This window comes from Streptomyces sp. NPDC018693 (assembly GCF_044391385.1).
In the GTDB taxonomy this organism is placed as follows: Bacteria; Actinomycetota; Actinomycetes; order Streptomycetales; family Streptomycetaceae; genus Streptomyces.
Map to the genome: position 1 here is coordinate 771,923 of NZ_JBIRZZ010000001.1, position 22,084 is coordinate 794,006.

The following is a 22,084-nucleotide window of genomic DNA, read 5'->3' on the forward strand; positions in this document are numbered from 1 at the left end:
CGGCTCCCTTGTCCCTTCGACAGAACAGGAGAACCCCCAGCATGCCTCAACTGGACGGCTCTGCCCAGCTCAGCGCCGCGCTTGACGCTGCGTCGCGCGGCTGGCACGTCTTCCCCCTCATCCCCGGCGCCAAGCGCCCCGCCGTCCGCAACTGGGAGACCCGCGCCACCACCGACCATGAGCGCATCACCCGGTGCTGGACGCACGCCCCCTACAACGTCGGCATCGCCACCGGCCCCTCCGGGCTCATCGTCGTCGACCTCGACACCCCCAAGGGCTCGGACGACACCCCGCCGGCCGAATGGGCCGAGCACGGCGTCACCGACGGCGCCGACGTGCTCGCCCTGCTCTGCGAGCGCCACAGCCAGCCCTTCCCCGCCGACACGTACTCGGTCCGCACCTGGAGCGGCGGCACGCACCTGTACTTCGCCGCACCCCAGGGCGAGCCGCTGCGCAACACCGCCGGGGACAGCGCGCGCGGGCTCGGCTGGAAGGTCGACACCCGCGCCGTCGGCGGACTCGTCGTCGGCGCGGGCAGCACCTTCGCCGGAGAGCCCTACACGGTGGCTCGCAACGCCCCCGTGGCCCCGCTGCCGGGCTGGCTCGCCGAACTGCTACGCCCGGCGCCGCTGCCCCCGCAGCGACCGGTCACGGTCCCGCTCACGGCCAGCGACCGGCGCGGCAAGTTCCTGAACGCCGCGGTCAACGGCGAGTTGGCGCGGGTCACCGGTTCCGGCGAGCACCAGCACAACAACGCGCTCTACATCGCCTCGGTTGCTCTCGGTCAGCTGGTCGCCGGGGGAGAGCTGGACGCGTACGAGGTGACCGAGAAGCTCACCGACGCAGCGCTCAGCGTCGGCCAGGGCGAGCGCGAGGCACGCCGCACCATCGCGTCCGGCCTGCGTGCCGGAGCCAACCGCCCTCGGAAGGTCGCGGCATGAACAGCAACCCCGTTCCCCCGCCTTCAGACGAGAACGGCAAGAGCCGCAACCCCATCCCCCCGCTGCACCTGTACTCCGTGCCCAGCGACCCCGAGGCGACCCCTCAGGAGCAACCGAAGCGAGAGCGTCCGCGCACCGCGTGGACCGCGGATCAGCTCATGGCCGCGGACTTCCCGGAGCCGAAGTGGGCCGTTCCCGGCATCCTCGCCGAGGGTGTGAACCTGCTCGCCGGTCCGCCCAAGGTGGGCAAGTCGTGGCTGTCCCTCGGTCTGGCTCTTGCGGTCGCCTCCGGGGGCCATGCGTTCGATTCGCTGCCGGTCGACGGCGGTCCGGTGCTCTACCTCGCCCTGGAGGACACCCCGCGCCGTCTCCAGACCCGCATGGGCAAGATGCTGGGAGGGCAAGCGGCGCCGGCCGGGCTGACCCTGGTCACCGAGTGTCCGCCCTTCCCACAGGGCGGAAGCGACGCCATCGCCGGATGGCTGGACCGCAACCCGGCCGCCCGCATGGTCGTCATCGACGTGTTCGCCAAGATGCGCGGCCTCGCCCCGCAGGGCGTGTCCGCCTACGACGCGGATTACGTCGCCGTCGGCTACGCCAAGCGGATCGCCGACCACTACGGCATCGCCGTGGTGCTCGTCCACCACGTCCGCAAGGCAGGATCGGACGACTTTCTGACCGAGGTGTCCGGCACCAACGGCATCGCCGGAGCCGCAGACGCCACGCTCGTGCTCAAGCGGGCGCGCGGGCAGGCGGACGGCATCCTGCACGTCACCGGGCGCGACGTCGACGAAGCCGAGTACGCGCTTCAGTTCCAAGCCGCCTCCGGTGCCTGGCAGATGCTCGATGGCCCGGTGACCGACCACACCATCGGCGACACCCGCGCGTCCATCCTCCGGCACGTCCGTGCCCACCCCGGCGCCCGGCCCAAGGACATCGTGGCCGCGCTGCCGCACCTCGATGCCGAGAACGTCCGTCGTACCTGCTCGCGCATGGCCGCGGACGGGCAACTGACCAAGGACGCCGGGGGTCGGTACTACCCGGACACCGAGACCCGGACACAGGGCACGCCCGAGGTGTCCCAGCTGTCCGACTGTCCCAATACCCCTTCTGACCTGCACGAACAGGTGGGACAGCCGGAATCGGGATTGTCCCAGCTGTCCGACTCCCGTCCCGCTGGCGAGAACTCGGAGGGAACTGACCGTGGAGCGTGACGAGATGCTCACGATCCCTCAGGTGATTGAGGAAATCGGCGTACCGCTGTCGACCTTCTACCGCTGGCGACAGCAGAGGAAAGGCCCGAAAGCAATCAAGCTCCCGAACGGCGCCGTACGAATCCGCCGCTCGGAACTGGAGCGCTGGATTGCAGCTCTGGAGGAAGCCGCGTGACCAATCGCAAGAGTGGCGCAACTCCGGGCGCTCGTGAAGGCGAGCGCCCGGCCGGGCCTGAAGAACCCACGCTTTCCACCGACGTCCGTATCTGGAAAGTCAGCAAGATTTCCAGCAAGACGGCGCCTTACCAACTCCGTTGGGTGGTCGCTGGGAAAGTCCGCCATGCGACTTTCACGACGTCCGCGCTTGCAGAGAGCCGCCGTTCGGAGCTCTGGCGGGCCATGCGTAAGGGCGAAGCCTTCGACGTGGAAACTGGGCTGCCCGAATCGGAGCTTCGGGCAGCAGTAGAGAAGGCGAGTACCAAGCCGGACCCCTCATGGTGGGACTTCTCTCGCGAGTACATGGCAATGCGTTGGCGCACTGCCGCGGCGAAGACGCGTGAGGGGCTGGCGGACAGTCTCGCTACCGCAGCTCTCGGCATGATGGGGGAAAGCCCCGGGGCGCCGGAGCTTGAGGACGTACGGCGCGCCGTACGGTGGGCCGTCGTACCGGCTCACAAGGATGAAGAACCCCCGCCGGAGCTGGAGAAGGTCTGTGCGTGGCTGGCGAGCCACTCTCTTCCCCTGTCGGCTCTCCATGACTCCAAGGTTGTGCGTGACGTCCACTACCGACTGTCCTTCAAGCTGGATGGCAAAGCAGCGGCAGCGGATACGTACAAGCGTCGCCGTCGCGGATTCAACACGGCCATGGAGTACGCGATTCAGGAGGGATACCTAGAAAGGAATCCGCTGGCCGGAGTGAAGCGGCCCACCTCTAATGGGGGCGATGCCGTGGATCCGCGGGTCCTGGTCAATGAGTTGCAGGGAAGGCAGCTCCTTACGGCCGTCTCGTACGTCGGCTCGGTGCACCGCAACCGGGGGCGGCGCCTTGTCGCGTTCTTCGGCTGCATCCTGTACGCGGCGATGCGCCCGGCCGAAGTGGTCGGACTCCGATTGTCTGACTGCCATCTCCCTGAAAAAGGATGGGGGACCCTCACTCTCTGGGAGACACGCCCGATCTCAGGCAAGAAATGGACCGACTCGGGTGAGCGGCACGACAAGCGGGGCCTGAAGTCACGGGAGCCTGGCACAGACCGGCCGGTACCGATTCCGCCCGTGCTTGTGGCGATGCTCCGAGCACACCTGAAGGAGTTCGGCACCGCCAAAGACGGGCGACTCTTCCCCAACGAACGGGGGGACCTGCTCGGCACGTCCAGTTACTGGAGGGTGTGGCAGGAAGCCAGACCGCTGGCGCTCCCGCCGGACAAGGTGGACTCGCCCTTGGCCCGGAAGCCGTACCACCTCCGGGCCACCTGCATCACGAACTGGCTCCGCGCAGGCCTCCCGGTAGCCGAGGTGGCCCGGCGCGCCGGCAACTCCCCGGAGGTCATCCACCGCCGCTACGCGGGCGTCATCGACGACAGCGAGGAGGAGAACAACAAGAAGATCGAAAAGACCATGGGGTGGGGGCCAGAGAGCGCGTGAGCCCGCGTGTGGCTCACACGCTCCTCACACGCGAACCGTGAGAGACAGCGAGAAAGGGCGGGAGTCAGTGAGACTGACTCCCGCCCTTTTCTGTCGGCATCCGCCCTGGTCAGAAGGTGGTTTTGGGTCTCTGACCGGCGAGTGCCCCCGGCAGGATTCGAACCTGCGCACACGGCTCCGGAGGCCGTTGCTCTATCCCCTGAGCTACGGGGGCGTGTCGGTGTGGAGCTTGTTGCTCGCGGCGACGGGTAGAACACTACCAGCTCTGCCGGGGTGGTCAGGAACGGGTTTCCGGGGGGTGGGGGAGGCGAGGTCGTCTGCAGGGGGTGGAAGTGGGGAAAACCCGGACGCGGTGGCCGGTGCGGACCTACTCTCGAGTTGTGCCAGGCGCGTCGGGGCGGGTGCTTGTCGTGGACGACAACAAGGTCATCCGCCAGCTGATCAGGGTCAATCTCGAGCTGGAGGGTCTCGAGGTCGTGACCGCGGCCGATGGTGCCGAGTGTCTGGACGTCGTGCATCAGGTTCGGCCCGATCTCGTCACCCTCGATGTGGTGATGCCCCGCCTGGACGGGCTGCGGACCGCCGCCCGGCTGCGGTCGGACCCCCGGACCCGTGATCTCCCGCTCGCCATCATCAGCGCCTGCACCCAGTACGAGATCGAGGCCGGCCTGGAGGTCGGCGTCGACGCCTTCCTCCCCAAGCCCTTCGAGCCCGCCGAACTCGTCGACATGGTCCGCAGGTTGATGGAGCGGTCGCGCGGGAAGCGGGGGTCCGTGCTTGGGGAGGGCAGCGGGCCGGGGCGGCTGGCGGTCGAGGGGTGAGGGGCGGCGGGGGCGTCCGTGTCCGTGTCCTGTCATTCACGGTCCAGTCATTCACGTCGTCCTCACCGGCGCCCTTGCCGTCGTCCACATCGCGGGACCTCCGGTAAACGGACTCGCCTTCCCACCCCCCTCCTCCCATACGCTTGTCCCGTGACCCCCGTCGAGCTCTCCCGCAGCGTGCTGCACGCCGTCCGGCGTGCCGTCGACGCCGGTGAGCTGCGTGTGGAGGCGCCGGCGCTGCCGTCGCGGGTGTCCGTCACACCGCCGGGGCCCGGGGGATGCGGGGACTACGCCACCAATGTGGCCCTCCAGCTCGCCCGGCCCGCCGGACAGCCGCCGCTGCGGGTCGCCGAGGTGCTCCGGCCGTATCTGTCCCGTGCGCACGGTGTCGCCGGCGTCGAGATCACCGGGCCCGGTTTCCTGAACATCAGCCTCGACCGGGGCGCCGGTGCCGAGCTGGTGCGCGGGGTGCTTCGGGACGGGCCGCGCCACGGGCACTCCGACCGCCTCGCCGGGCAGGTCATCGAGATCCGCGTCCCCCACGACGTACGCGCCGAGGTCCTCGCCGACGCCCTCGCCCGCATGATCGAGTCGCAGGGCGGCCGCGTCGAGATCGATCACCGGGAACCGGTGAACCTGCGGCCCGTGCCGGCACCGGAGGACCCCGCCCCGCTCGGCCCCGACGCCTCCCAGTGGGCCCTGCTCCACCCCGCCCCGCACGACCGGCCCCGGATCACCGCCGACCACCTGGTCCAGCACGAGAGCAACCCCCTCTTCCGCGTCCGCTACGCCCACGCCCGCACCCGCGCCATCAGCCGCAACGCCGCCGACCTCGGCTTCAGCGCCCACTACGGCCCCGAAGCCGCCGCAGCCGACCAGGCAGCCGCCGCCGACGACGGTCCCATGGCTCCAGCCGCCATCGGCCCCGACGCCACCCCTCTCCTCACCCTCCTCGCCGACCACCCCCGCCTCCTCGCCTCCGCCGTCACCCACCCCCGACCCGCGGACGCCACAGGAACAGAATCAGAAACAAGAACGGGCACAGGAACAGGCACCGGCACCTCCCTCGCGGCCCCCGTCCCCGACCCCGCCGCCCCCTCCCGCCTCACCCGCCACCTCCTCGCCCTCGCCGACGGCACCCTCGCCTTCCTCCCCACCGTCCTGCCCCGCGGTGCGGAGAAACCCTCGGCCGCCCACCGTGCCCGGCTCGCCCTCGCCGAAGCCGCCGGGACGGTGCTGGCCGGCGGCCTGTCCCTGCTCGGCATCGACGCACCCGACCACCTCTGAGAGAGCACGCCAGAAGTCATGAGCCGTTCCGCACACCCCGCCGGGCCCCGTCACGCCGACGTGCTCCCGGAGGGGCGCTCCGTAGCAAGCACAGCCCCGCCGGCCGACCTCAACGCCCTCGACCCGAAGGTCTGGGCGCAGACGGTCGACCGCGGTGCCGACGGTGTCGTCACCGTCGGCGGGATCGACGTCAAGCAGCTCGCCGAGGAGTTCGGCACCCCGGCCTACGTCCTCGACGAGACCGACTTCCGCGCCCGCGCCCGCGCCTGGCGCACCGCCTTCGGCCAGGACGCGGACGTCTTCTACGCGGGCAAGGCGTTCCTGTCGCGAGCCGTCGTGCGGTGGCTGCACGAGGAGGGGCTCAACCTCGACGTCTGCTCGGGCGGCGAGCTGACCACCGCCCTCTCCGCCGGCATGCCCGCCGACCGCATCGCCTTCCACGGGAACAACAAGTCCCCCGAGGAGATCCGCCGGGCCGTCGAGGCCGGCGTCGGGCGGATCGTGCTGGACTCCTTCCAGGAGATCGTCCGCGTCGCCCACATCGCGCACGAGCTGGGCAGGGTCCAGAAGGTCCAGATCCGGATCACCGTCGGCGTCGAGGCGCACACGCACGAGTTCATCGCGACCGCCCACGAGGACCAGAAGTTCGGCATTCCGCTCGCGGGCGGGCAGGCCGCCGAGGCCGTTCGGCGGGCGCTGCGGCTCGACGGGATCGAGCTGATCGGGATCCACTCCCACATCGGGTCGCAGATCTTCGACATGTCCGGCTTCGAGGTCGCCGCCCACCGCGTGGTCGGGCTGCTCAAGGACATCCGCGACGAGCACGGCGTGGAGCTGCCCGAGATCGACCTCGGGGGCGGTCTCGGTATCGCGTACACCAGCGCCGACGACCCCCGCGAGCCGCACGAGATCGCCAAGGCACTCACCGAGATCGTCACGCGGGAGTGCGAGGCCGCACGCCTGCGCACGCCGCGTATCTCCGTCGAGCCGGGGCGCGCCATCGTGGGCCCCACCGCGTTCACCCTCTACGAGGTCGGCACGATCAAGCCCCTCGACGGGCTGCGGACGTACGTCTCCGTCGACGGCGGCATGTCCGACAACATCCGCACGGCCCTCTACGACGCCGAGTACAGCGTCGCCCTCGTCTCCCGCACCTCCGACGCCGAGCCGATGCTGACCCGTGTCGTCGGCAAGCACTGCGAGAGCGGTGACATCGTCGTACGGGACGCGTTCCTGCCCGCCGACCTGGCACCGGGTGACCTCATCGCCGTACCGGCGACGGGTGCGTACTGCCGGTCCATGGCGAGCAACTACAACCATGTGCTGCGCCCGCCGGTCGTCGCCGTGCGCGACGGCGAGGCGCGGGTGATCGTCCGCCGCGAGACGGAGGAGGACCTGCTGCGTCTCGACGTCGGCTGAGCCCGACCCGGGAAGCGCGGAAGATCTCCTGTTCACCGCCCCTGCGAAAATGAAATAGACGTCTCACGATCCGGACCGAGGGCAGAAACTCCGGTCCGGTGGGTGAGACTGGTTCAACCTAGACGGTATGAGGAAACGAGGTCGGATGATGCGTACGCGTCCGCTGAAGGTGGCGCTGCTGGGCTGTGGAGTGGTCGGCTCAGAGGTGGCGCGCATCATGACGACGCACGCCGACGACCTCGCCGCCAGGATCGGCGCCCCGGTCGAGCTCGCGGGTGTGGCCGTACGGCGGCCTTCCAAGGTCCGTGAGGGCATCGACCCGGCGCTGGTCACCACCGACGCCACCGCCCTCGTCAAACGCGGCGACATCGACGTCGTGGTGGAGGTGATCGGTGGGATCGAGCCTGCCCGGACCCTCATCACCACCGCCTTCGAGCACGGCGCCTCCGTCGTCTCCGCCAACAAGGCCCTGCTCGCCCAGGACGGGGCCGCCCTGCACGCCGCCGCGGAAGAGCACAACAAGGACCTCTACTACGAGGCCGCCGTGGCCGGAGCCATCCCGCTGATCCGCCCGCTGCGCGAGTCCCTCGCCGGCGACAAGATCAACCGGGTGATGGGCATCGTCAACGGCACGACCAACTTCATCCTCGACAAGATGGACTCCACGGGCGCCGGATACCAGGAGGCCCTCGACGAGGCCACCGCCCTGGGGTACGCGGAGGCCGACCCCACCGCCGACGTCGAGGGCTTCGACGCCGCCGCCAAGGCGGCCATCCTCGCCGGGATCGCCTTCCACACGCGTGTGCGCCTCGACGACGTCTACCGCGAGGGCATGACCGAGGTGACCGCGGCCGACTTCGCCTCCGCCAAGGAGATGGGCTGCACCATCAAGCTGCTCGCCATCTGCGAGCGGGCCGAGGACGGCCGGTCGGTCACCGCGCGCGTGCACCCGGCCATGATTCCGCTCACGCACCCGCTCGCCTCCGTGCGCGGGGCGTACAACGCCGTGTTCGTCGAGTCGGACGCAGCCGGCCAGCTGATGTTCTACGGCCCCGGCGCCGGCGGCGCGCCCACCGCCTCCGCGGTCCTCGGCGATCTCGTCGCGGTCTGCCGCAACCGGCTCAGCAACGCCACCGGGCCCGGCGAGTCGGCGTACGCGGCGCTGACCGTCTCGCCCATGGGCGACGTCGTCACGCGCTACCACATCAGCCTGGACGTCGCCGACAAACCGGGTGTTCTCGCCCAGGTGGCCACCGTGTTCGCGGAGCACGGGGTCTCGATCGATACGGTTCGGCAGCAGGGCAAGGACGGCGAGGCGTCCCTCGTCGTCGTCACCCACCGGGCCTCCGACGCCGCCCTGGGCGGGACCGTCGAGGCGCTGCGCAAGCTCGACACCGTGCGGGGTGTCGCCAGCATCATGCGGGTTGAAGGAGAGTAGGCAGCAATGACCCACCAGTGGCGCGGAATCATCGAGGAGTACCGGGACCGGCTGCCCGTCTCCGACACCACGCCGGTCGTGACGCTCCGCGAGGGCGGCACGCCGCTCGTGCCCGCGCAGGTGCTCTCCGAGCGCACGGGCTGCGAGGTCCACCTCAAGGTGGAGGGCGCGAACCCCACCGGGTCCTTCAAGGACCGCGGCATGACCATGGCCATCAGCAAGGCGAAGGAGGAGGGCGCGAAGGCCGTCATCTGCGCCTCCACGGGCAACACGTCCGCCTCCGCCGCCGCGTACGCGGTGCGCGCCGGCATGGTGTCCGCCGTCCTCGTGCCGCAGGGCAAGATCGCCCTCGGCAAGATGGGTCAGGCACTCGTCCACGGCGCGAAGATCCTCCAGGTCGACGGCAACTTCGACGACTGTCTGACCCTCGCCCGCGGGCTGAGCGAGAACTACCCGGTGGCACTGGTCAATTCGGTCAATCCGGTACGTATCGAGGGGCAGAAGACCGCCTCGTTCGAGATCGTGGACATGCTCGGCGACGCGCCCGACATCCACGTCCTGCCGGTCGGCAACGCGGGCAACATCACCGCGTACTGGCGGGGGTACAGGGAGTACGCCGCCGACGGCGTGTCCACCAAGACCCCCCGAATGTGGGGTTTCCAGGCGTCCGGCAGTGCCCCGATCGTGCGGGGCGAGGTCGTCAAGGACCCGTCGACCATCGCCACCGCGATCCGCATCGGCAACCCCGCCTCCTGGCAGTACGCCCTGGCGGCGCGCGACGAGTCCGGCGGCCTCATCGACGAGGTGACGGACCGTGAGATCCTGCGCGCCTACCGGCTGTTGGCCGCGCAGGAGGGCGTCTTCGTGGAGCCCGCCTCCGCCGCGTCCGTGGCCGGCCTGCTCAAGGCCGCCGAGCAGGGCAAGGTCGACCCCGGCCAGCGCATCGTCTGCACGGTCACCGGCAACGGCCTGAAGGACCCCGACTGGGCCGTCGCCGGCGCCCCGCAGCCGGTCACCGTCCCGGTCGACGCGGCGACGGCGGCCGAGCGCCTCGGCCTCGCCTGAGGGCAGTCCGGGAAGACCCGAGACCCGGGTAATCCCCATAAGGGGTGCACAGGGGGCTTACGACACGCATCGTGCGCCTCCTGTGCGCCCTATGTCGCCACAGAACCTACCTTCGATAGGCTGTAAAGAACCCGCCCGCCGCATATGCCTCGCTCGCGCGCTCGCATCTGCCGCTGTACAGCGCCGTCTCGGGGCGGCCCCGGGTGTTTCCCGTACGTATCGGATGTCATTCGACAGTTCCGCAGCTCAAGGAGAGTCAACGAGCGATGGCCGGTCCAGCGTTCCGCGCCGCCGCCGTCCGGGTGCGCGTCCCCGCCACCAGCGCCAACCTCGGCCCGGGCTTCGACGCCCTCGGCCTCGCGCTGGGGCTCTACGACGACGTGGTCGTCCGGGTGGCCGACTCCGGGCTGCACATCGACATCGCGGGCGAGGGCAGCGAGACACTGCCGCGCGACGAGAAGCACCTCCTCGTCCGCTCCCTGCGCACCGCCTTCGACGCGCTGGGCGGCCAGCCCCGCGGCCTGGAGATCGTCTGCGCCAACCGCATTCCGCACGGCCGGGGCCTCGGCTCCTCCTCGGCCGCCATCTGCGCGGGCATCGTCGCCGCGCGCGCCGTGACCATAGGCGGCGAGTCCAAGCTCGACGACGCCGCGCTGCTGGAGCTGGCCACCGAGATCGAGGGCCACCCCGACAACGTGGCGGCCTGTCTGCTCGGCGGATTCACCCTCTCCTGGATGGAGGCGGGCGCCGCGCGGGCGATCAGGATGGAGCCCGCCGATTCCATCGTTCCGGTGGTTTTCGTGCCCGGAAAGCCGGTTCTGACCGAGACCGCGCGCGGACTGCTCCCGCGCACCGTGCCGCACGTCGACGCCGCCGCCAACGCGGGCCGCGCCGCCCTGCTCGTCGAGGCCCTGACCAGGCGCCCCGAGCTGCTGCTGCCCGCCACCGAGGACCGCCTCCACCAGGAGTACCGCGCCCCCGCCATGCCGGAGAGCGCGGCGCTGGTGGAGCGGCTGCGCGCCGACGGGATCCCCGCGGTGATCTCCGGCGCCGGACCCACCGTGATGGCCCTGGCCGACGCCGAGTCGGCCGACAAGGTGCAGGCCCTGGCCGGCGCGGACTGGGCCGCCAACCGGCTGAGCCTGGACCAGCGGGGTGCGAGCGTGCTTCCGCTCGCACCCGCAGGTGACACACCCTCCGGCGACATCTGATACGCACGGTTGCCGGATTTCGAGAGGGGGAATGTTTGTTGGATCCGGTAGTGTTAACCTCAAGTCTGCACCCGACCCCACCATGGCGAGGTGCCTCGTGTCCCCCTCCGGGACAGACATTCTTCCGGGAGCTCCCCGAGCCGCACTGCGTTCCGTACGACGTACCTGGGCAGTACGCCGTACAACGGCGCTGAGCGGTCCCCAGGGCACGCTCCGGAATCGGTGCGACCGCGCCGCGTGACACCGACACCGGGTGCCACGGCTCGTCGAGGAAGCGCCATCACCAGAAATCTCTTCCGCCGCTTTGGCGGACCACCGCCCCGGCTCCGTCCGCACAGCAAGGACAGGATCCGGACAGCACAACCGGTCGCCGAGCCAGACAGGCCGACGTCCGCTCCAGGGAAGGACCCTTCGTGAGCGACACCACCGATCTGATGGGCGCACGTGTCGAGGAGACCGCTGCCGCGCCCGCCACGGACGCCTCCGCGCCTGCCACCGGTGCCGGCTCCCGGCGGCGCCGCGGTACCGGCCTCGAGGGCATGGTGCTGGCCGAACTGCAGCAGGTCGCATCCGGCCTTGGAATCAGGGGCACCGCGCGTATGCGCAAGAGCCAGCTGATCGAGGTCATCAAGGAGGCGCAGGCGGCTGGGGGCACCCCCTCCGGGGGAGGCGCCACCGCCGCTCCGCAGGCCGACGCCGCCACCGAGACCAAGCCCAAGCGCCGCGCCACCTCCCGTACCCGTACGGGTGAGGCGGCCGCCGAGAAGAAGGCGGAGGCCAAGCCGGCCGAGGCGCCGGCCGAGAAGGCCGTGGCCCAGCAGCAGATCGAGATCCCCGGGCAGCCCCAGCCGGCGGGCACCGACGCCCCCGCCGAGCGCCGTGGCCGCCGCCGCGCCACCGCCGAGGGGGGCGCCCCCGCGGGCACCGCCACCGAGACCATCACCGCCGAGGCCAGGACCGAGCCGAAGGCCGAGACGCCCGCCGCCCAGCAGCCGCAGGGCGAGGCGAAGGCCGAGGCCAAGGGCGACGGCGAGGCCGAGGGCCGCCGCCGGGACCGCCGGGAGCGCGGCCGCGACCGCGACCGCCGCGGCAAGGGCGACGAGCAGCAGGGCCAGGGCGGCCAGCAGCGTCAGCAGAGCCAGCAGCAGGGCGGCGGCCGCCAGGACCGTAACGCCGGGCCGCAGGACGACGACGACTTCGAGGGCGGCCGCCGTGGCCGTCGCGGCCGCTACCGCGACCGCCGTGGCCGCCGTGGCCGCGACGAGATGGGCAGCGAGCCGCAGATCGCCGAGGACGACGTCCTGATCCCCGTCGCGGGCATCCTGGACATCCTCGACAACTACGCGTTCATCCGCACCTCCGGCTACCTGCCGGGCCCGAACGACGTGTACGTCTCCCTCGCCCAGGTCCGCAAGAACGGCCTGCGCAAGGGCGACCACGTCACCGGTGCGGTCCGGCAGCCCAAGGAGGGCGAGCGCCGCGAGAAGTTCAACGCGCTGGTGCGCCTGGACTCCGTCAACGGCATGGCGCCCGAACACGGCCGTGGCCGCCCGGAGTTCAACAAGCTGACGCCGCTGTACCCGCAGGACCGGCTCCGCCTGGAGACCGACCCGGGCGTGCTGACCACCCGCATCATCGACCTCGTGTCGCCGATCGGTAAGGGCCAGCGCGGTCTGATCGTGGCCCCGCCGAAGACCGGCAAGACCATGATCATGCAGGCGATCGCCAACGCGATCACCCACAACAACCCCGAGTGCCACCTGATGGTCGTCCTCGTCGACGAGCGTCCGGAAGAGGTCACCGACATGCAGCGGTCGGTCAAGGGCGAGGTCATCTCCTCGACCTTCGACCGCCCGGCCGAGGACCACACCACGGTCGCCGAGCTGGCCATCGAGCGCGCCAAGCGCCTGGTGGAGCTGGGCCACGACGTGGTCGTGCTGCTCGACTCGATCACCCGTCTGGGCCGCGCGTACAACCTCGCCGCCCCGGCCTCCGGCCGCATCCTGTCCGGTGGTGTCGACTCGACGGCCCTCTACCCGCCGAAGCGCTTCTTCGGTGCGGCCCGCAACATCGAGGACGGCGGCTCGCTGACCATCCTCGCCACCGCCCTGGTGGACACCGGGTCCCGCATGGACGAGGTGATCTTCGAGGAGTTCAAGGGCACCGGCAACATGGAGCTCAAGCTCGACCGGAAGCTCGCGGACAAGCGCATCTTCCCGGCCGTCGATGTGGACGCCTCCGGTACCCGTAAGGAGGAGATCCTGCTCGGCGCCGAGGAGCTCGGCATCGTCTGGAAGCTGCGCCGGGTGCTGCACGCGCTCGACCAGCAGCAGGCGATCGAGCTGCTCCTCGACAAGATGAAGCAGACCAAGTCGAACGTCGAGTTCCTGATGCAGATCCAGAAGACGACCCCGGCCCCGGGCAACGGCGACTGAGGCGTCCTCCGCTCTTCCGCAGCGATCCGAAGTCCCGCCCCTCACCTCGGTGAGGGGCGGGACTTCGCCCATGTAGGCGCCTTGTAAGATCAGCGGATCGCAATGGGGGGGAACACGCTTTCTGGTTCTTCTCTCCTGCGTGCACACCTACTGCGACAGGAGATCCTGAGTGACATCTACCTCCCGAAGAGCCCGCAGAGCTCTTCCCGCGGCCGCCGCCGCACTCGCGCTGGGAAGCGCGGTCCTCACAGCCGCTCCGGCCGGAGCGGCCGACACGGCTCCGCTCCCGGCGCCGCAGGCCGCCGAGAAGCCGACCGGCGCCTCGCAGGCCGAACTGCTCGCCCGCGTCCAGGGCGCGCAGGCCACCCTGAAGGACGACGCCGCCACCGCGCCGACGTCCGAGTCCAAGACCGAGAGCCCCGAGGCGTCCGCGTCCACCACCGTCGACCCGAAGATCATCGGCGGTACGGACGCGACCATCGCCGAGGCGCCGTGGATGGTGCAGCTGCACTACCACGACAACAAGGGCACCTCGGACACCGCCGACGACGAGGGCTACTTCTGCGGTGGCACCCTGGTCGCCCCGGCGAAGGTCCTCACCGCCGCGCACTGCGTGGTCGGCCTGGACTGGACGAAGCACGGTGCCATCCTCGCCGGCACCAGCCAGCTGCCGGACGGCAACGACCTGCACGGCGGCCGGGTCGTCAACGTGTACCGCCAGTGGGTCAACCCGACGTACAACGACTTCACCGTCGCCGGCGGTGACCTCGCGGTACTGACGCTGCTGGAGCCGCTGCCGTACAAGACGCTGCAGGTGACGTCGAGCACCGACACCGTCTCGTACAACAACGGCACCCCGGCGACGGTGTACGGCTGGGGGCGCACCAGCTCCACCAGCGACGACATCTCGCTGACGCTGAAGAAGGCGACCGTGCCGATGCGGTCGGACTCGTACTGCACCTCGTACTTCGGCTCCGACTTCAAGGCCGGCCAGATGGCCTGCGCCGGCAACCCGGCCTCCGGCCAGGACACCGGTACGGTCTCGCCGTGCAACGGTGACTCCGGTGGCCCGCTCGTGGTCAACGGTCGGATCGCCGGTGTGGTGTCGTGGGGCGTGGAGGACTGCGTGGAGGCGGGCGCGTTCGGCGTCTACGCCAAGACCCGGACCTACGTGGGCGCGGTCAACGAGCGCATCGACGACACCGACCTCAACTTCGACGGACTGGCGGACCTGTTCGCCCGTACGTCCGCGGGCGAGGCCTTCGAGTACTACGCCCGCCCCGGCGCCACGCTGGGCGACCGCCGGTCGCTCGGCAACTGGGGCGGCGTCAACCTCGTCCGGCAGGCGGACCTCGACCGGGACTTCTACCAGGACTACCTGTTCCGCACCCCGGACGGCTCCCTGTACTTCGTCGGGTTCGACGGCGTCGAAAGCTACCAGACGACTCGTATCGGCGGCGGCTGGAACGTGATGAAGAACATCGTGGTCCCCGGTGACCTCTCCGGCGACGGGCTGCCCGACATGCTCGCCCAGGATGCCAACGGCGATCTGTGGCTCTACCCCGGCAAGGGCAACGGTTTCTTCGGCACCCGGACCAAGGCCGGCTGGGGCTGGGGCGGTCTGACCATCTTCGGCAAGGGCGACTACACCAACGACGGCAAGCCCGACCTGCTGGCGCGGGACGGCAACGGTGACCTGTGGCTGTACCCGGGCCGCGGTGTGGCGAGCACGCCGCTGGGCAGCCGGATCAAGGCGGGCTGGGGCTGGAACTTCAACGCCTACGTCACCACCGGTGACGTCAACGGCGACGGCAAGGCCGACCTGCTCACCCGGGACGGCTCGGGCAACCTGTGGCTGTACCCCGGCCGCGGTGTGGCCTCGGCGCCGTTCACGGGCAGCACGCGCGTCAAGGTGGGCTGGGGCTGGCAGGGCTTCAACCTGTTCGGCTGACCGCGCACCGCGCTCCGACAGGACGCACCGAGGGCCGTTCCCGGATTTCCCCGGGGGCGGCCCTTCCCTGTGTCCCGCCTGTGCAACCTCTTGCGGAGTGGGCCCCTCTGACCGGTCGGAGCGATGATGGAGCCGTAGAGAACCGAGGAGCCCATGAGTGCCGAGAGCACGCCGGAGTCCGGCATACGCCGCCACCGCAGGCCCCGTGGGAAGCGGCGGAGCCTGCTGGTCATGGCGTGGGCCGCGGCGGGCGCCCTGGTCCTCGGCGGCACCGGCGTCGGATACCTCTACTTCAAGCTCAACGGCAACATCAAGAGCGTCGACATCAACCAGGTGCTGGGCACGGACCGGCCCACCAAGCTCGACAACGGCTCCGAGAACATCCTCGTGCTCGGCTCGGACACCCGCTCCGGCGCCAACGGGAAGCTCGGCGGCGGCACCGACGACGGCAGCGCCCGCTCCGACACCGCGATGATCATCCACGTGTACAAGGGCCACAAGAAGGCGAGCGTGGTCTCCATCCCGCGCGACACCCTCGTCGACCGCCCCCGGTGCACCGACCCGCAGGGCGTCACGCACGCCGCCGCACACGGCGTGATGTTCAACTCGGCGTACTCGACGGGCGGCGCGGCCTGCGCGGTCAAGACCGTCGAATCGCTCACCGGGATCCGCATGGACCACTACCTGGAGATCGACTTCTCCGGCTTCCGGAAGCTGATCGACGAACTGGGCGGCGTGAAGATCACGACGACCAGGGACATCGACGACCCCGACAGCCACCTCCGGCTCAAGGCCGGCACCCACACCCTCAACGGTGAGCAGGCCCTCGGCCTGGTCCGCACCCGGCACGCCGTGGGCGACGGCTCCGACCTGGGCCGCATCCAGCTCCAGCAGGCGTTCCTCAAGGCCCTCGTCGACCAGGCCGGAAAGATCGGCGTCCTCACCAACCCCAAGAAGCTCTACGACCTCGCCGACGCCGCCACCAAGGCCGTCACCACCGACTCCGACCTGGGCTCCGTCCACGCCCTGATGTCCTTCGCGGACGGCCTGAAGGACATCGGCTCCAGGAACATGACGATGATCACGATGCCGGTGCGGTACGACGCGGCCGACCCGAATCGTGTAGTCGTGGAGCAGACGAAGGCCAAGCAGGTCTGGACAGCGCTGAAGAACGACCGTCCGATCCCCGGGACGGCGACCGAGGGAACGGCCACCGGTGATGCAGAGGGCGTGGTCACCCCCTGAGGGGCGCGGTGCTGTATCGATATGCGGCTCCGCCGCGTGGGCGCGACCAGCCCCCACCGGCCCGCAGGGAATAGACGACCGCCACCCCCGGTTTGGGGTGATGGCCCCAGTCCTGGCAGACTGGTACGTCGGCTCCGGTTCACGCTCTCGCAGCCCGCGACAGCGACCCGGCGCCCTCCCGAAACCTAGGAGACACCTTGAAGCGCGACATCCACCCCGCGTACGTCGAGACGCAGGTCAGCTGCACCTGCGGCGCGTCGTTCACCACCCGCAGCACCATCGAGAGCGGCACCATCCGCGCCGAGGTCTGCTCCGAGTGCCACCCGTTCTACACGGGCAAGCAGAAGATCCTCGACACCGGTGGCCGTGTGGCCCGCTTCGAGGCCCGCTTCGGCAAGGCTGCCGCCGGCTCCAAGAAGTAGCGAGCCCCTCTTCGCCGGTCCACGGTCGCATCCCCGCCCGGGGTGCGCCCTGGACCGGCGTTTTTGGTCGCCCGCCACTTCACCCACGTACACGCACAGGAGCCCAAGATGTTCGAGGCCGTCGAGGAACTGGTCACCGAGCACGCTGACCTGGAGAAGAAGCTCGCGGACCCCTCGGTCCACGCCGACCAGGCCAACGCGCGCAAGCTGAACAAGCGCTACGCCGAGCTCACCCCGATCGTCGCCACGTACCGCTCCTGGAAGCAGACGGGCGACGACATCGAGACCGCCCGTGAGCTCGCCGCCGACGACCCGGACTTCGCGGCCGAGGTCAAGGACCTCACCGAGCAGCGCGAGGAGCTGACGGAGAAGCTCCGCTTCCTGCTGGTCCCGCGCGACCCGAGTGACGACAAGGACGTCATCCTGGAGATCAAGGCGGGCGCCGGCGGTGACGAGTCCGCGCTGTTCGCCGGTGACCTGCTGCGCATGTACCTGCGGTACGCCGAGCGGGTCGGCTGGAAGACCGAGATCATCGACGCCACCGAGTCCGAGCTGGGCGGCTACAAGGACGTCCAGGTCGCCGTGAAGGCCCGCGGCCAGCTGGAGCCCGGCCAGGGCGTGTGGGCCCGGCTGAAGTACGAGGGCGGTGTGCACCGCGTGCAGCGCGTGCCGGCCACCGAGTCCCAGGGCCGTATCCACACCTCCGCCGCCGGTGTGCTGGTCACGCCCGAGGCCGAGGAGGTGGACGTGGAGATCAACCCGAACGACCTCCGTATCGACGTCTACCGGTCCTCCGGGCCCGGCGGGCAGTCCGTCAACACCACCGACTCCGCCGTGCGCATCACGCACATCCCGACCGGAGTCGTCGCCTCCTGCCAGAACGAGAAGAGCCAGCTGCAGAACAAGGAGCAGGCCCTGCGTATCCTGCGCTCCAGGCTGCTCGCGGCGGCTCAGGAGGAGGCGGAGCGCAACGCCGCCGACGCCCGCCGCAGCCAGGTCCGCACCGTCGACCGCTCCGAGAAGATCCGCACGTACAACTTCCCGGAGAATCGCATCTCGGACCACCGCGTCGGCTTCAAGGCGTACAACCTGGACCAGGTCCTGGACGGCGACCTCGACGCGGTGATCCAGGCATGCGTCGACGCGGACTCGGCGGCGAAGCTGGCGGCCGCGTAACGCACGACAACGGCACGTACGAGTACTTCCGGAGGACTTGCGTGAACCTGCTGCTCGCAGAGGTGGCCCAGGCCACCCAGCGGCTCGCCGACGCCGGCGTGCCCTCGCCGCGCAACGACGCGGAGGAGCTCGCCGCGTTCGTGCACGGCGTCAAGCGCGGCGAGCTGCACTCCGTGAAGGACTCGGACTTCGACGCCCGGTACTGGGAGGTCATCGCCCGGCGTGAGCAGCGCGAACCGCTGCAGCACATCACCGGGCGGGCCTACTTCCGCTATCTGGAGCTCCAGGTCGGCCCCGGCGTCTTCGTGCCCCGGCCCGAGACCGAGTCCGTGGTCGGGTGGGCCATAGACGCCGTGCGCGCCATGGACGTCGTCGAGCCGTGCATCGTCGACCTGTGCACCGGATCCGGCGCCATCGCGCTCGCCCTCGCCCAGGAGGTCCCGCGCTCGCGGGTGCACGCCGTGGAGCTGTCCGAGGACGCCCTGGTGTGGACCCGCAAGAACATGGCGGGGTCGCGTGTCGACCTGCGGCAGGGCAACGCCCTGGACGCCTTCCACGACCTCGACGGACAGGTCGACCTGGTCGTCTCCAACCCGCCGTACATCCCGCTCACCGAGTGGGAGTACGTCGCCCCCGAGGCCCGCGACTACGACCCCGAGCTGGCCCTGTTCTCCGGCGAGGACGGCCTCGACCTGATCCGCGGCCTCGAACGCACCGCGCACCGGCTGCTGCGCCCCGGCGGCGTCGTCGTCATCGAGCACGCCGACACCCAGGGCGGCCAGGTGCCGTGGATCTTCACCGAGGAGCGGGGCTGGGCCGACGCGGCCGACCACCCCGATCTCAACAACCGGCCGCGCTTCGCGACCGCGCGCAAGGCGCTGCCGTGACCACCCCGACTTCCATTCCGCAGTACGTGTACGAGGAGGCCCGCTAGTTATGGCTCGGCGATACGACACCAACGACGCGACCGACCGTGTGACCGGTCTGCGCGAGGCCGCGTCCGCCGTCCGCCGTGGCGAGCTCGTGGTGCTGCCGACGGACACCGTCTACGGCATCGGCGCGGACGCGTTCTCCGGCGATGCCGTGGGTGATCTGCTGGAGGCCAAGGGGCGGGGCCGCAACATGCCCACGCCGGTGCTCATCGGCTCGCCCAACACCCTGCACGGTCTCGTCACCGACTTCTCCGAGATGGCCTGGGAACTGGTCGACGCGTTCTGGCCGGGCGCGCTCACGCTGGTCGCCAAGCACCAGCCGTCCCTCCAGTGGGACCTGGGCGACACCCGGGGCACGGTCGCCGTGCGCATGCCGCTGCACCCCGTCGCGATCGAGCTGCTCACCGAGGTCGGTCCCATGGCGGTCTCCTCCGCCAACCTCACCGGCCACCCCGCGCCGGAGAACTGCGACGCCGCGCAGCAGATGCTCGGCGACTCCGTCTCCGTCTACCTCGACGGCGGCCCCACCCCCGGCATCGTGCCGTCCTCGATCGTCGACGTCAGCCGTGAGGTGCCGCTGCTGCTGCGGGAAGGGGCGATCTCCGCCGACGAGCTGCGGAAGGTCGTACCCGACCTCGAGGTGGCCAATTGACAGCCCCTGATGCGGGGCGTGGCATAGGCGGCGGGGAGCGTGCCGCGGAGATCACGACGACGTTCGTCGGGCTTCCGCGCGACAGTTTCCGCATCCTCCACGTCAGCACCGGCAATGTCTGCCGCTCGCCCATCACCGAGCGGCTGACCCGCCATTTCGTGGCGGAGCGGCTCGGCGTGCTCGGCGGCGGGCTGATCGTGGAGAGCGCGGGCACATGGGGGCACGAGGGTGCGCCCATGGAGTCCCACGCGGAGACCGTGCTGGGCGACTTCGGTGCGGACGCGTCGGGGTTCGTGGGGCGGGAGTTGCTCGACGAGCACGTCATCATGGCGGATCTGGTGCTGACCGCTACGCGGGATCATCGGGCGCAGGTGATCTCCATGGGTCATTCGGCGGGGTTGCGGACCTTCACGCTGAAGGAGTTCACGCGGCTGGTGAAGGCGATAGATCCGGCCACGCTGCCGCCGTTGGAGGACGGGGTGGTGGTGCGGGCGCGGGCGTTGGTGCGGGCTGCGGCGGCTCTACGCGGGTGGCTGTTGGCGCCGACTGCCGAGGCGGACGAGGTGTATGACCCGTACGGGGCGCCGCTGACCTTCTTTCGGTCCATCGGGGACGAGATACACCAGGCGCTGGATCCGGTGGTGACCGCGCTGACCGGGGTGCCGGCCCGGACCGGGTGACTGCCGGGGTCTGCCGGTACGGCGCCCGGCGCTGAGGGCTGTGCCCACCCGTTCCGCCCTGCGGAACGACTGCCCACAGCCTGGTGGGTCGGGTGGGGTGGGGGCGGCGATTGTCCACAGCCAGGGGCGGGTGGGGTCGGGGCGGCGACTGCGCACAGCCAGGTGGACCTCAAACTGGGGCGGTATCCGGGCAATCCGCCTACATTGGACGTACGTCAGCGTCGACGCGTCCGGAGTGCATCATGACGGTCAGTCATATCCAGGAGGTCGGGGTCCTGCAGCGGCAGGATCCCGAGATGGCCGAGATTCTGCTGGCGGAGCGGACGCGGCAGGCGAGGACGCTGCAGCTGATCGCGGCCGAGAACTTCACCTCGCAGGCAGTGCTGGCCGCGCTGGGGTCGCCGCTGGCGAACAAGTACGCGGAGGGGTATCCGGGGGCCCGGCACCACGGCGGGTGCGAGATCGCCGATGTCGCGGAGCGGATCGCCGTGGACAGGGCGAAGGCGCTGTTCGGGGCCGAGCACGCCAACGTGCAGTCCCACTCGGGTTCGTCGGCGGTGCTGGCGGCGTACGCGGCGCTGCTGCGGCCAGGAGACACCGTGCTGGCCCTCGGACTGCCCCACGGAGGCCACCTCACCCACGGCTCGCCCGCGAACTTCTCCGGGCGCTGGTTCGACTTCGTCCCCTACGGGGTGGACGCGGAGACCGGGCTGATCGACTACGAGCAGGTGCGCACCCTGGCCCGGATGCACCAGCCGAAGGCGATCGTCTGCGGGTCGATCGCCTACCCGCGCCACATCGACTACGGGTATTTCCGTGACGTGGCCGACGAGGTGGGCGCCTATCTGATCGCCGACGCCGCCCACCCCATCGGCCTGGTCGCCGGGGGAGCGGCGCCCAGCCCGGTGCCGTACGCCGACATCGTGTGCGCGACGACCCACAAGGTGCTGCGCGGCCCGCGCGGCGGGATGCTGCTGTGCGGCGCGGAGCTGGGCGAGCGCGTCGACCGGGCCGTCTTCCCGTTCACCCAGGGCGGCGCGCAGATGCACACCATCGCCGCGAAGGCGGTCGCGTTCGGGGAGGCGGCAACACCGGCGTTCGCCGCGTACGCCCATCAGGTGGTCGCCAACGCGAGGGCTCTGGCGGACGGGCTCGCCGCCGAGGGGATGGCCGTCGTCACGGGCGGCACGGACACCCATCTGATCACCGCCGACCCCGCCCCGCTGGGCGTCGACGGCCGCACCGCGCGCGGCCGGCTGGCGGCCGCCGGGATCGTACTGGACTGCTGCGCCCTGCCGTACGGCGACGCCCGCGGCCTGCGGCTGGGCACCGCGGCGGTGACCACGCAGGGCATGGGGGAGGAGGAGATGGCGCGGATCGCGACCCTGATGGCGGAGGTGCTGCGGGAGAAGACCGAGGCCAAGCGGGCCCGCGAGGACGTGCGCGATCTCACGGCGGCATTTCCGCCGTATCCCGGCTGAACCGGGGTACGCGCACGCCCGTACCACCGGACGCACAGCCACTCGTGCAACCATCCTGGCTACCCGGAAGTCC

Annotated in this window: 19 protein-coding genes and 1 tRNA gene; 19 read left to right on the forward strand and 1 reads right to left on the reverse strand. The window is 70.5% G+C overall.

The features are described 5' to 3' along the window. The first annotated feature begins 41 nt into the window (after positions 1 to 41). From ACH5AC_RS03700 to ACH5AC_RS03715, 4 genes are read left to right on the forward strand one after another with little or no spacing between them, the layout of a single operon-like run. Positions 42 to 941 (forward strand): bifunctional DNA primase/polymerase, encoded by a 900-nt coding sequence (locus ACH5AC_RS03700; protein ID WP_398859946.1) that lies wholly within the window; start codon positions 42 to 44, stop codon positions 939 to 941. Continuing rightward, positions 938 to 2,155 carry an AAA family ATPase gene (locus ACH5AC_RS03705; RefSeq protein WP_398859947.1) on the forward strand — a complete coding sequence of 406 codons (1,218 nt, stop codon included), beginning with the start codon at positions 938 to 940 and terminating at the stop codon, positions 2,153 to 2,155. Before ACH5AC_RS03700 ends, ACH5AC_RS03705 begins: the two co-directional genes overlap by 4 nt. Beyond that, positions 2,139 to 2,330 (forward strand): helix-turn-helix transcriptional regulator, encoded by a 192-nt coding sequence (locus ACH5AC_RS03710; RefSeq protein WP_398860072.1) that lies wholly within the window; start codon positions 2,139 to 2,141, stop codon positions 2,328 to 2,330. Before ACH5AC_RS03705 ends, ACH5AC_RS03710 begins: the two co-directional genes overlap by 17 nt. Next, the gene (locus ACH5AC_RS03715) at positions 2,327 to 3,796 is read left to right on the forward strand and encodes a tyrosine-type recombinase/integrase (protein ID WP_398859948.1); all 1,470 of its coding nucleotides are present in this window, start codon (positions 2,327 to 2,329) and stop codon (positions 3,794 to 3,796) included. Before ACH5AC_RS03710 ends, ACH5AC_RS03715 begins: the two co-directional genes overlap by 4 nt. A gap of 142 nt (positions 3,797 to 3,938) precedes the next feature. On the opposite strand, the gene ACH5AC_RS03720 is transcribed toward ACH5AC_RS03715, so the two are convergent. Beyond that, positions 3,939 to 4,010, reverse strand: a tRNA-Arg gene (locus ACH5AC_RS03720). A 196-nt stretch (positions 4,011 to 4,206) separates the two neighbouring features. Between ACH5AC_RS03720 and ACH5AC_RS03725 the strand changes: the two genes are divergently transcribed. The 15 genes from ACH5AC_RS03725 (at position 4,207) to glyA (ending at position 22,011) form a co-directional block, all read left to right on the forward strand. Beyond that, positions 4,207 to 4,617 carry a response regulator gene (locus ACH5AC_RS03725; RefSeq protein ID WP_398859949.1) on the forward strand — a complete coding sequence of 137 codons (411 nt, stop codon included), beginning with the start codon at positions 4,207 to 4,209 and terminating at the stop codon, positions 4,615 to 4,617. 150 nt (positions 4,618 to 4,767) lie between these two features. Then, on the forward strand, positions 4,768 to 5,904 hold the full coding sequence (gene nrtL / locus ACH5AC_RS03730; protein WP_398859950.1) for an ArgS-related anticodon-binding protein NrtL: 1,137 nt from the start codon (positions 4,768 to 4,770) through the stop codon (positions 5,902 to 5,904). Positions 5,905 to 5,922: 18 nt separating this feature from the next. Beyond that, positions 5,923 to 7,323 carry a diaminopimelate decarboxylase gene (lysA, locus tag ACH5AC_RS03735; RefSeq protein ID WP_398859952.1) on the forward strand — a complete coding sequence of 467 codons (1,401 nt, stop codon included), beginning with the start codon at positions 5,923 to 5,925 and terminating at the stop codon, positions 7,321 to 7,323. Between the two features lie 145 nt (positions 7,324 to 7,468). Next, on the forward strand, positions 7,469 to 8,761 hold the full coding sequence (locus ACH5AC_RS03740) for a homoserine dehydrogenase (protein WP_398859953.1): 1,293 nt from the start codon (positions 7,469 to 7,471) through the stop codon (positions 8,759 to 8,761). A gap of 6 nt (positions 8,762 to 8,767) precedes the next feature. Then, the gene (gene thrC, locus ACH5AC_RS03745) at positions 8,768 to 9,826 is read left to right on the forward strand and encodes a threonine synthase (protein WP_398859954.1); all 1,059 of its coding nucleotides are present in this window, start codon (positions 8,768 to 8,770) and stop codon (positions 9,824 to 9,826) included. A gap of 266 nt (positions 9,827 to 10,092) precedes the next feature. Continuing rightward, positions 10,093 to 11,037: a homoserine kinase gene (gene thrB / locus ACH5AC_RS03750; RefSeq protein ID WP_398859955.1), complete on the forward strand. Its 945-nt coding sequence runs from the start codon at positions 10,093 to 10,095 to the stop codon at positions 11,035 to 11,037. A gap of 413 nt (positions 11,038 to 11,450) precedes the next feature. Beyond that, entirely contained in the window at positions 11,451 to 13,472 is a 2,022-nt protein-coding gene (gene rho, locus ACH5AC_RS03755; protein ID WP_398859956.1) for a transcription termination factor Rho, read from the forward strand. 169 nt (positions 13,473 to 13,641) lie between these two features. Then, a complete protein-coding gene (locus ACH5AC_RS03760; protein ID WP_398859957.1) occupies positions 13,642 to 15,423 on the forward strand; it encodes a trypsin-like serine protease in 1,782 nt (593 codons plus the stop codon). A gap of 153 nt (positions 15,424 to 15,576) precedes the next feature. Beyond that, complete coding sequence (locus ACH5AC_RS03765) at positions 15,577 to 16,668, forward strand: LCP family protein (RefSeq protein WP_398859958.1); 1,092 nt, start codon at positions 15,577 to 15,579, stop codon at positions 16,666 to 16,668. 197 nt (positions 16,669 to 16,865) lie between these two features. Next, on the forward strand, positions 16,866 to 17,090 hold the full coding sequence (gene rpmE / locus ACH5AC_RS03770) for a 50S ribosomal protein L31 (RefSeq protein ID WP_014675000.1): 225 nt from the start codon (positions 16,866 to 16,868) through the stop codon (positions 17,088 to 17,090). Between the two features lie 108 nt (positions 17,091 to 17,198). Continuing rightward, a complete protein-coding gene (prfA, locus tag ACH5AC_RS03775; protein ID WP_398859959.1) occupies positions 17,199 to 18,266 on the forward strand; it encodes a peptide chain release factor 1 in 1,068 nt (355 codons plus the stop codon). A gap of 41 nt (positions 18,267 to 18,307) precedes the next feature. Further along, a complete protein-coding gene (gene prmC, locus ACH5AC_RS03780; RefSeq protein WP_398859960.1) occupies positions 18,308 to 19,153 on the forward strand; it encodes a peptide chain release factor N(5)-glutamine methyltransferase in 846 nt (281 codons plus the stop codon). Between the two features lie 49 nt (positions 19,154 to 19,202). Continuing rightward, positions 19,203 to 19,850 (forward strand): L-threonylcarbamoyladenylate synthase, encoded by a 648-nt coding sequence (locus ACH5AC_RS03785; protein ID WP_398859961.1) that lies wholly within the window; start codon positions 19,203 to 19,205, stop codon positions 19,848 to 19,850. Then, positions 19,847 to 20,530, forward strand: coding sequence for a protein-tyrosine-phosphatase (locus ACH5AC_RS03790; protein ID WP_398859962.1), 684 nt, complete (start codon positions 19,847 to 19,849; stop codon positions 20,528 to 20,530). Before ACH5AC_RS03785 ends, ACH5AC_RS03790 begins: the two co-directional genes overlap by 4 nt. A gap of 242 nt (positions 20,531 to 20,772) precedes the next feature. Continuing rightward, complete coding sequence (gene glyA / locus ACH5AC_RS03795) at positions 20,773 to 22,011, forward strand: serine hydroxymethyltransferase (RefSeq protein WP_398859963.1); 1,239 nt, start codon at positions 20,773 to 20,775, stop codon at positions 22,009 to 22,011. Positions 22,012 to 22,084 lie beyond the last annotated feature (73 nt).

Coding starts and splice junctions, on each gene's coding strand:
- thrB (WP_398859955.1), top strand. CDS start 10,093: ATGGCCGGTCCAGCGTTCCGCGCCGCCGCCGTCCGGGTGCGCGTCCCC.
- ACH5AC_RS03740 (WP_398859953.1), top strand. CDS start 7,469: ATGATGCGTACGCGTCCGCTGAAGGTGGCGCTGCTGGGCTGTGGAGTG.
- ACH5AC_RS03700 (WP_398859946.1), top strand. CDS start 42: ATGCCTCAACTGGACGGCTCTGCCCAGCTCAGCGCCGCGCTTGACGCT.
- ACH5AC_RS03765 (WP_398859958.1), top strand. CDS start 15,577: ATGAGTGCCGAGAGCACGCCGGAGTCCGGCATACGCCGCCACCGCAGG.
- thrC (WP_398859954.1), top strand. CDS start 8,768: ATGACCCACCAGTGGCGCGGAATCATCGAGGAGTACCGGGACCGGCTG.
- ACH5AC_RS03705 (WP_398859947.1), top strand. CDS start 938: ATGAACAGCAACCCCGTTCCCCCGCCTTCAGACGAGAACGGCAAGAGC.
- ACH5AC_RS03785 (WP_398859961.1), top strand. CDS start 19,203: ATGGCTCGGCGATACGACACCAACGACGCGACCGACCGTGTGACCGGT.
- prfA (WP_398859959.1), top strand. CDS start 17,199: ATGTTCGAGGCCGTCGAGGAACTGGTCACCGAGCACGCTGACCTGGAG.
- glyA (WP_398859963.1), top strand. CDS start 20,773: ATGACGGTCAGTCATATCCAGGAGGTCGGGGTCCTGCAGCGGCAGGAT.
- lysA (WP_398859952.1), top strand. CDS start 5,923: ATGAGCCGTTCCGCACACCCCGCCGGGCCCCGTCACGCCGACGTGCTC.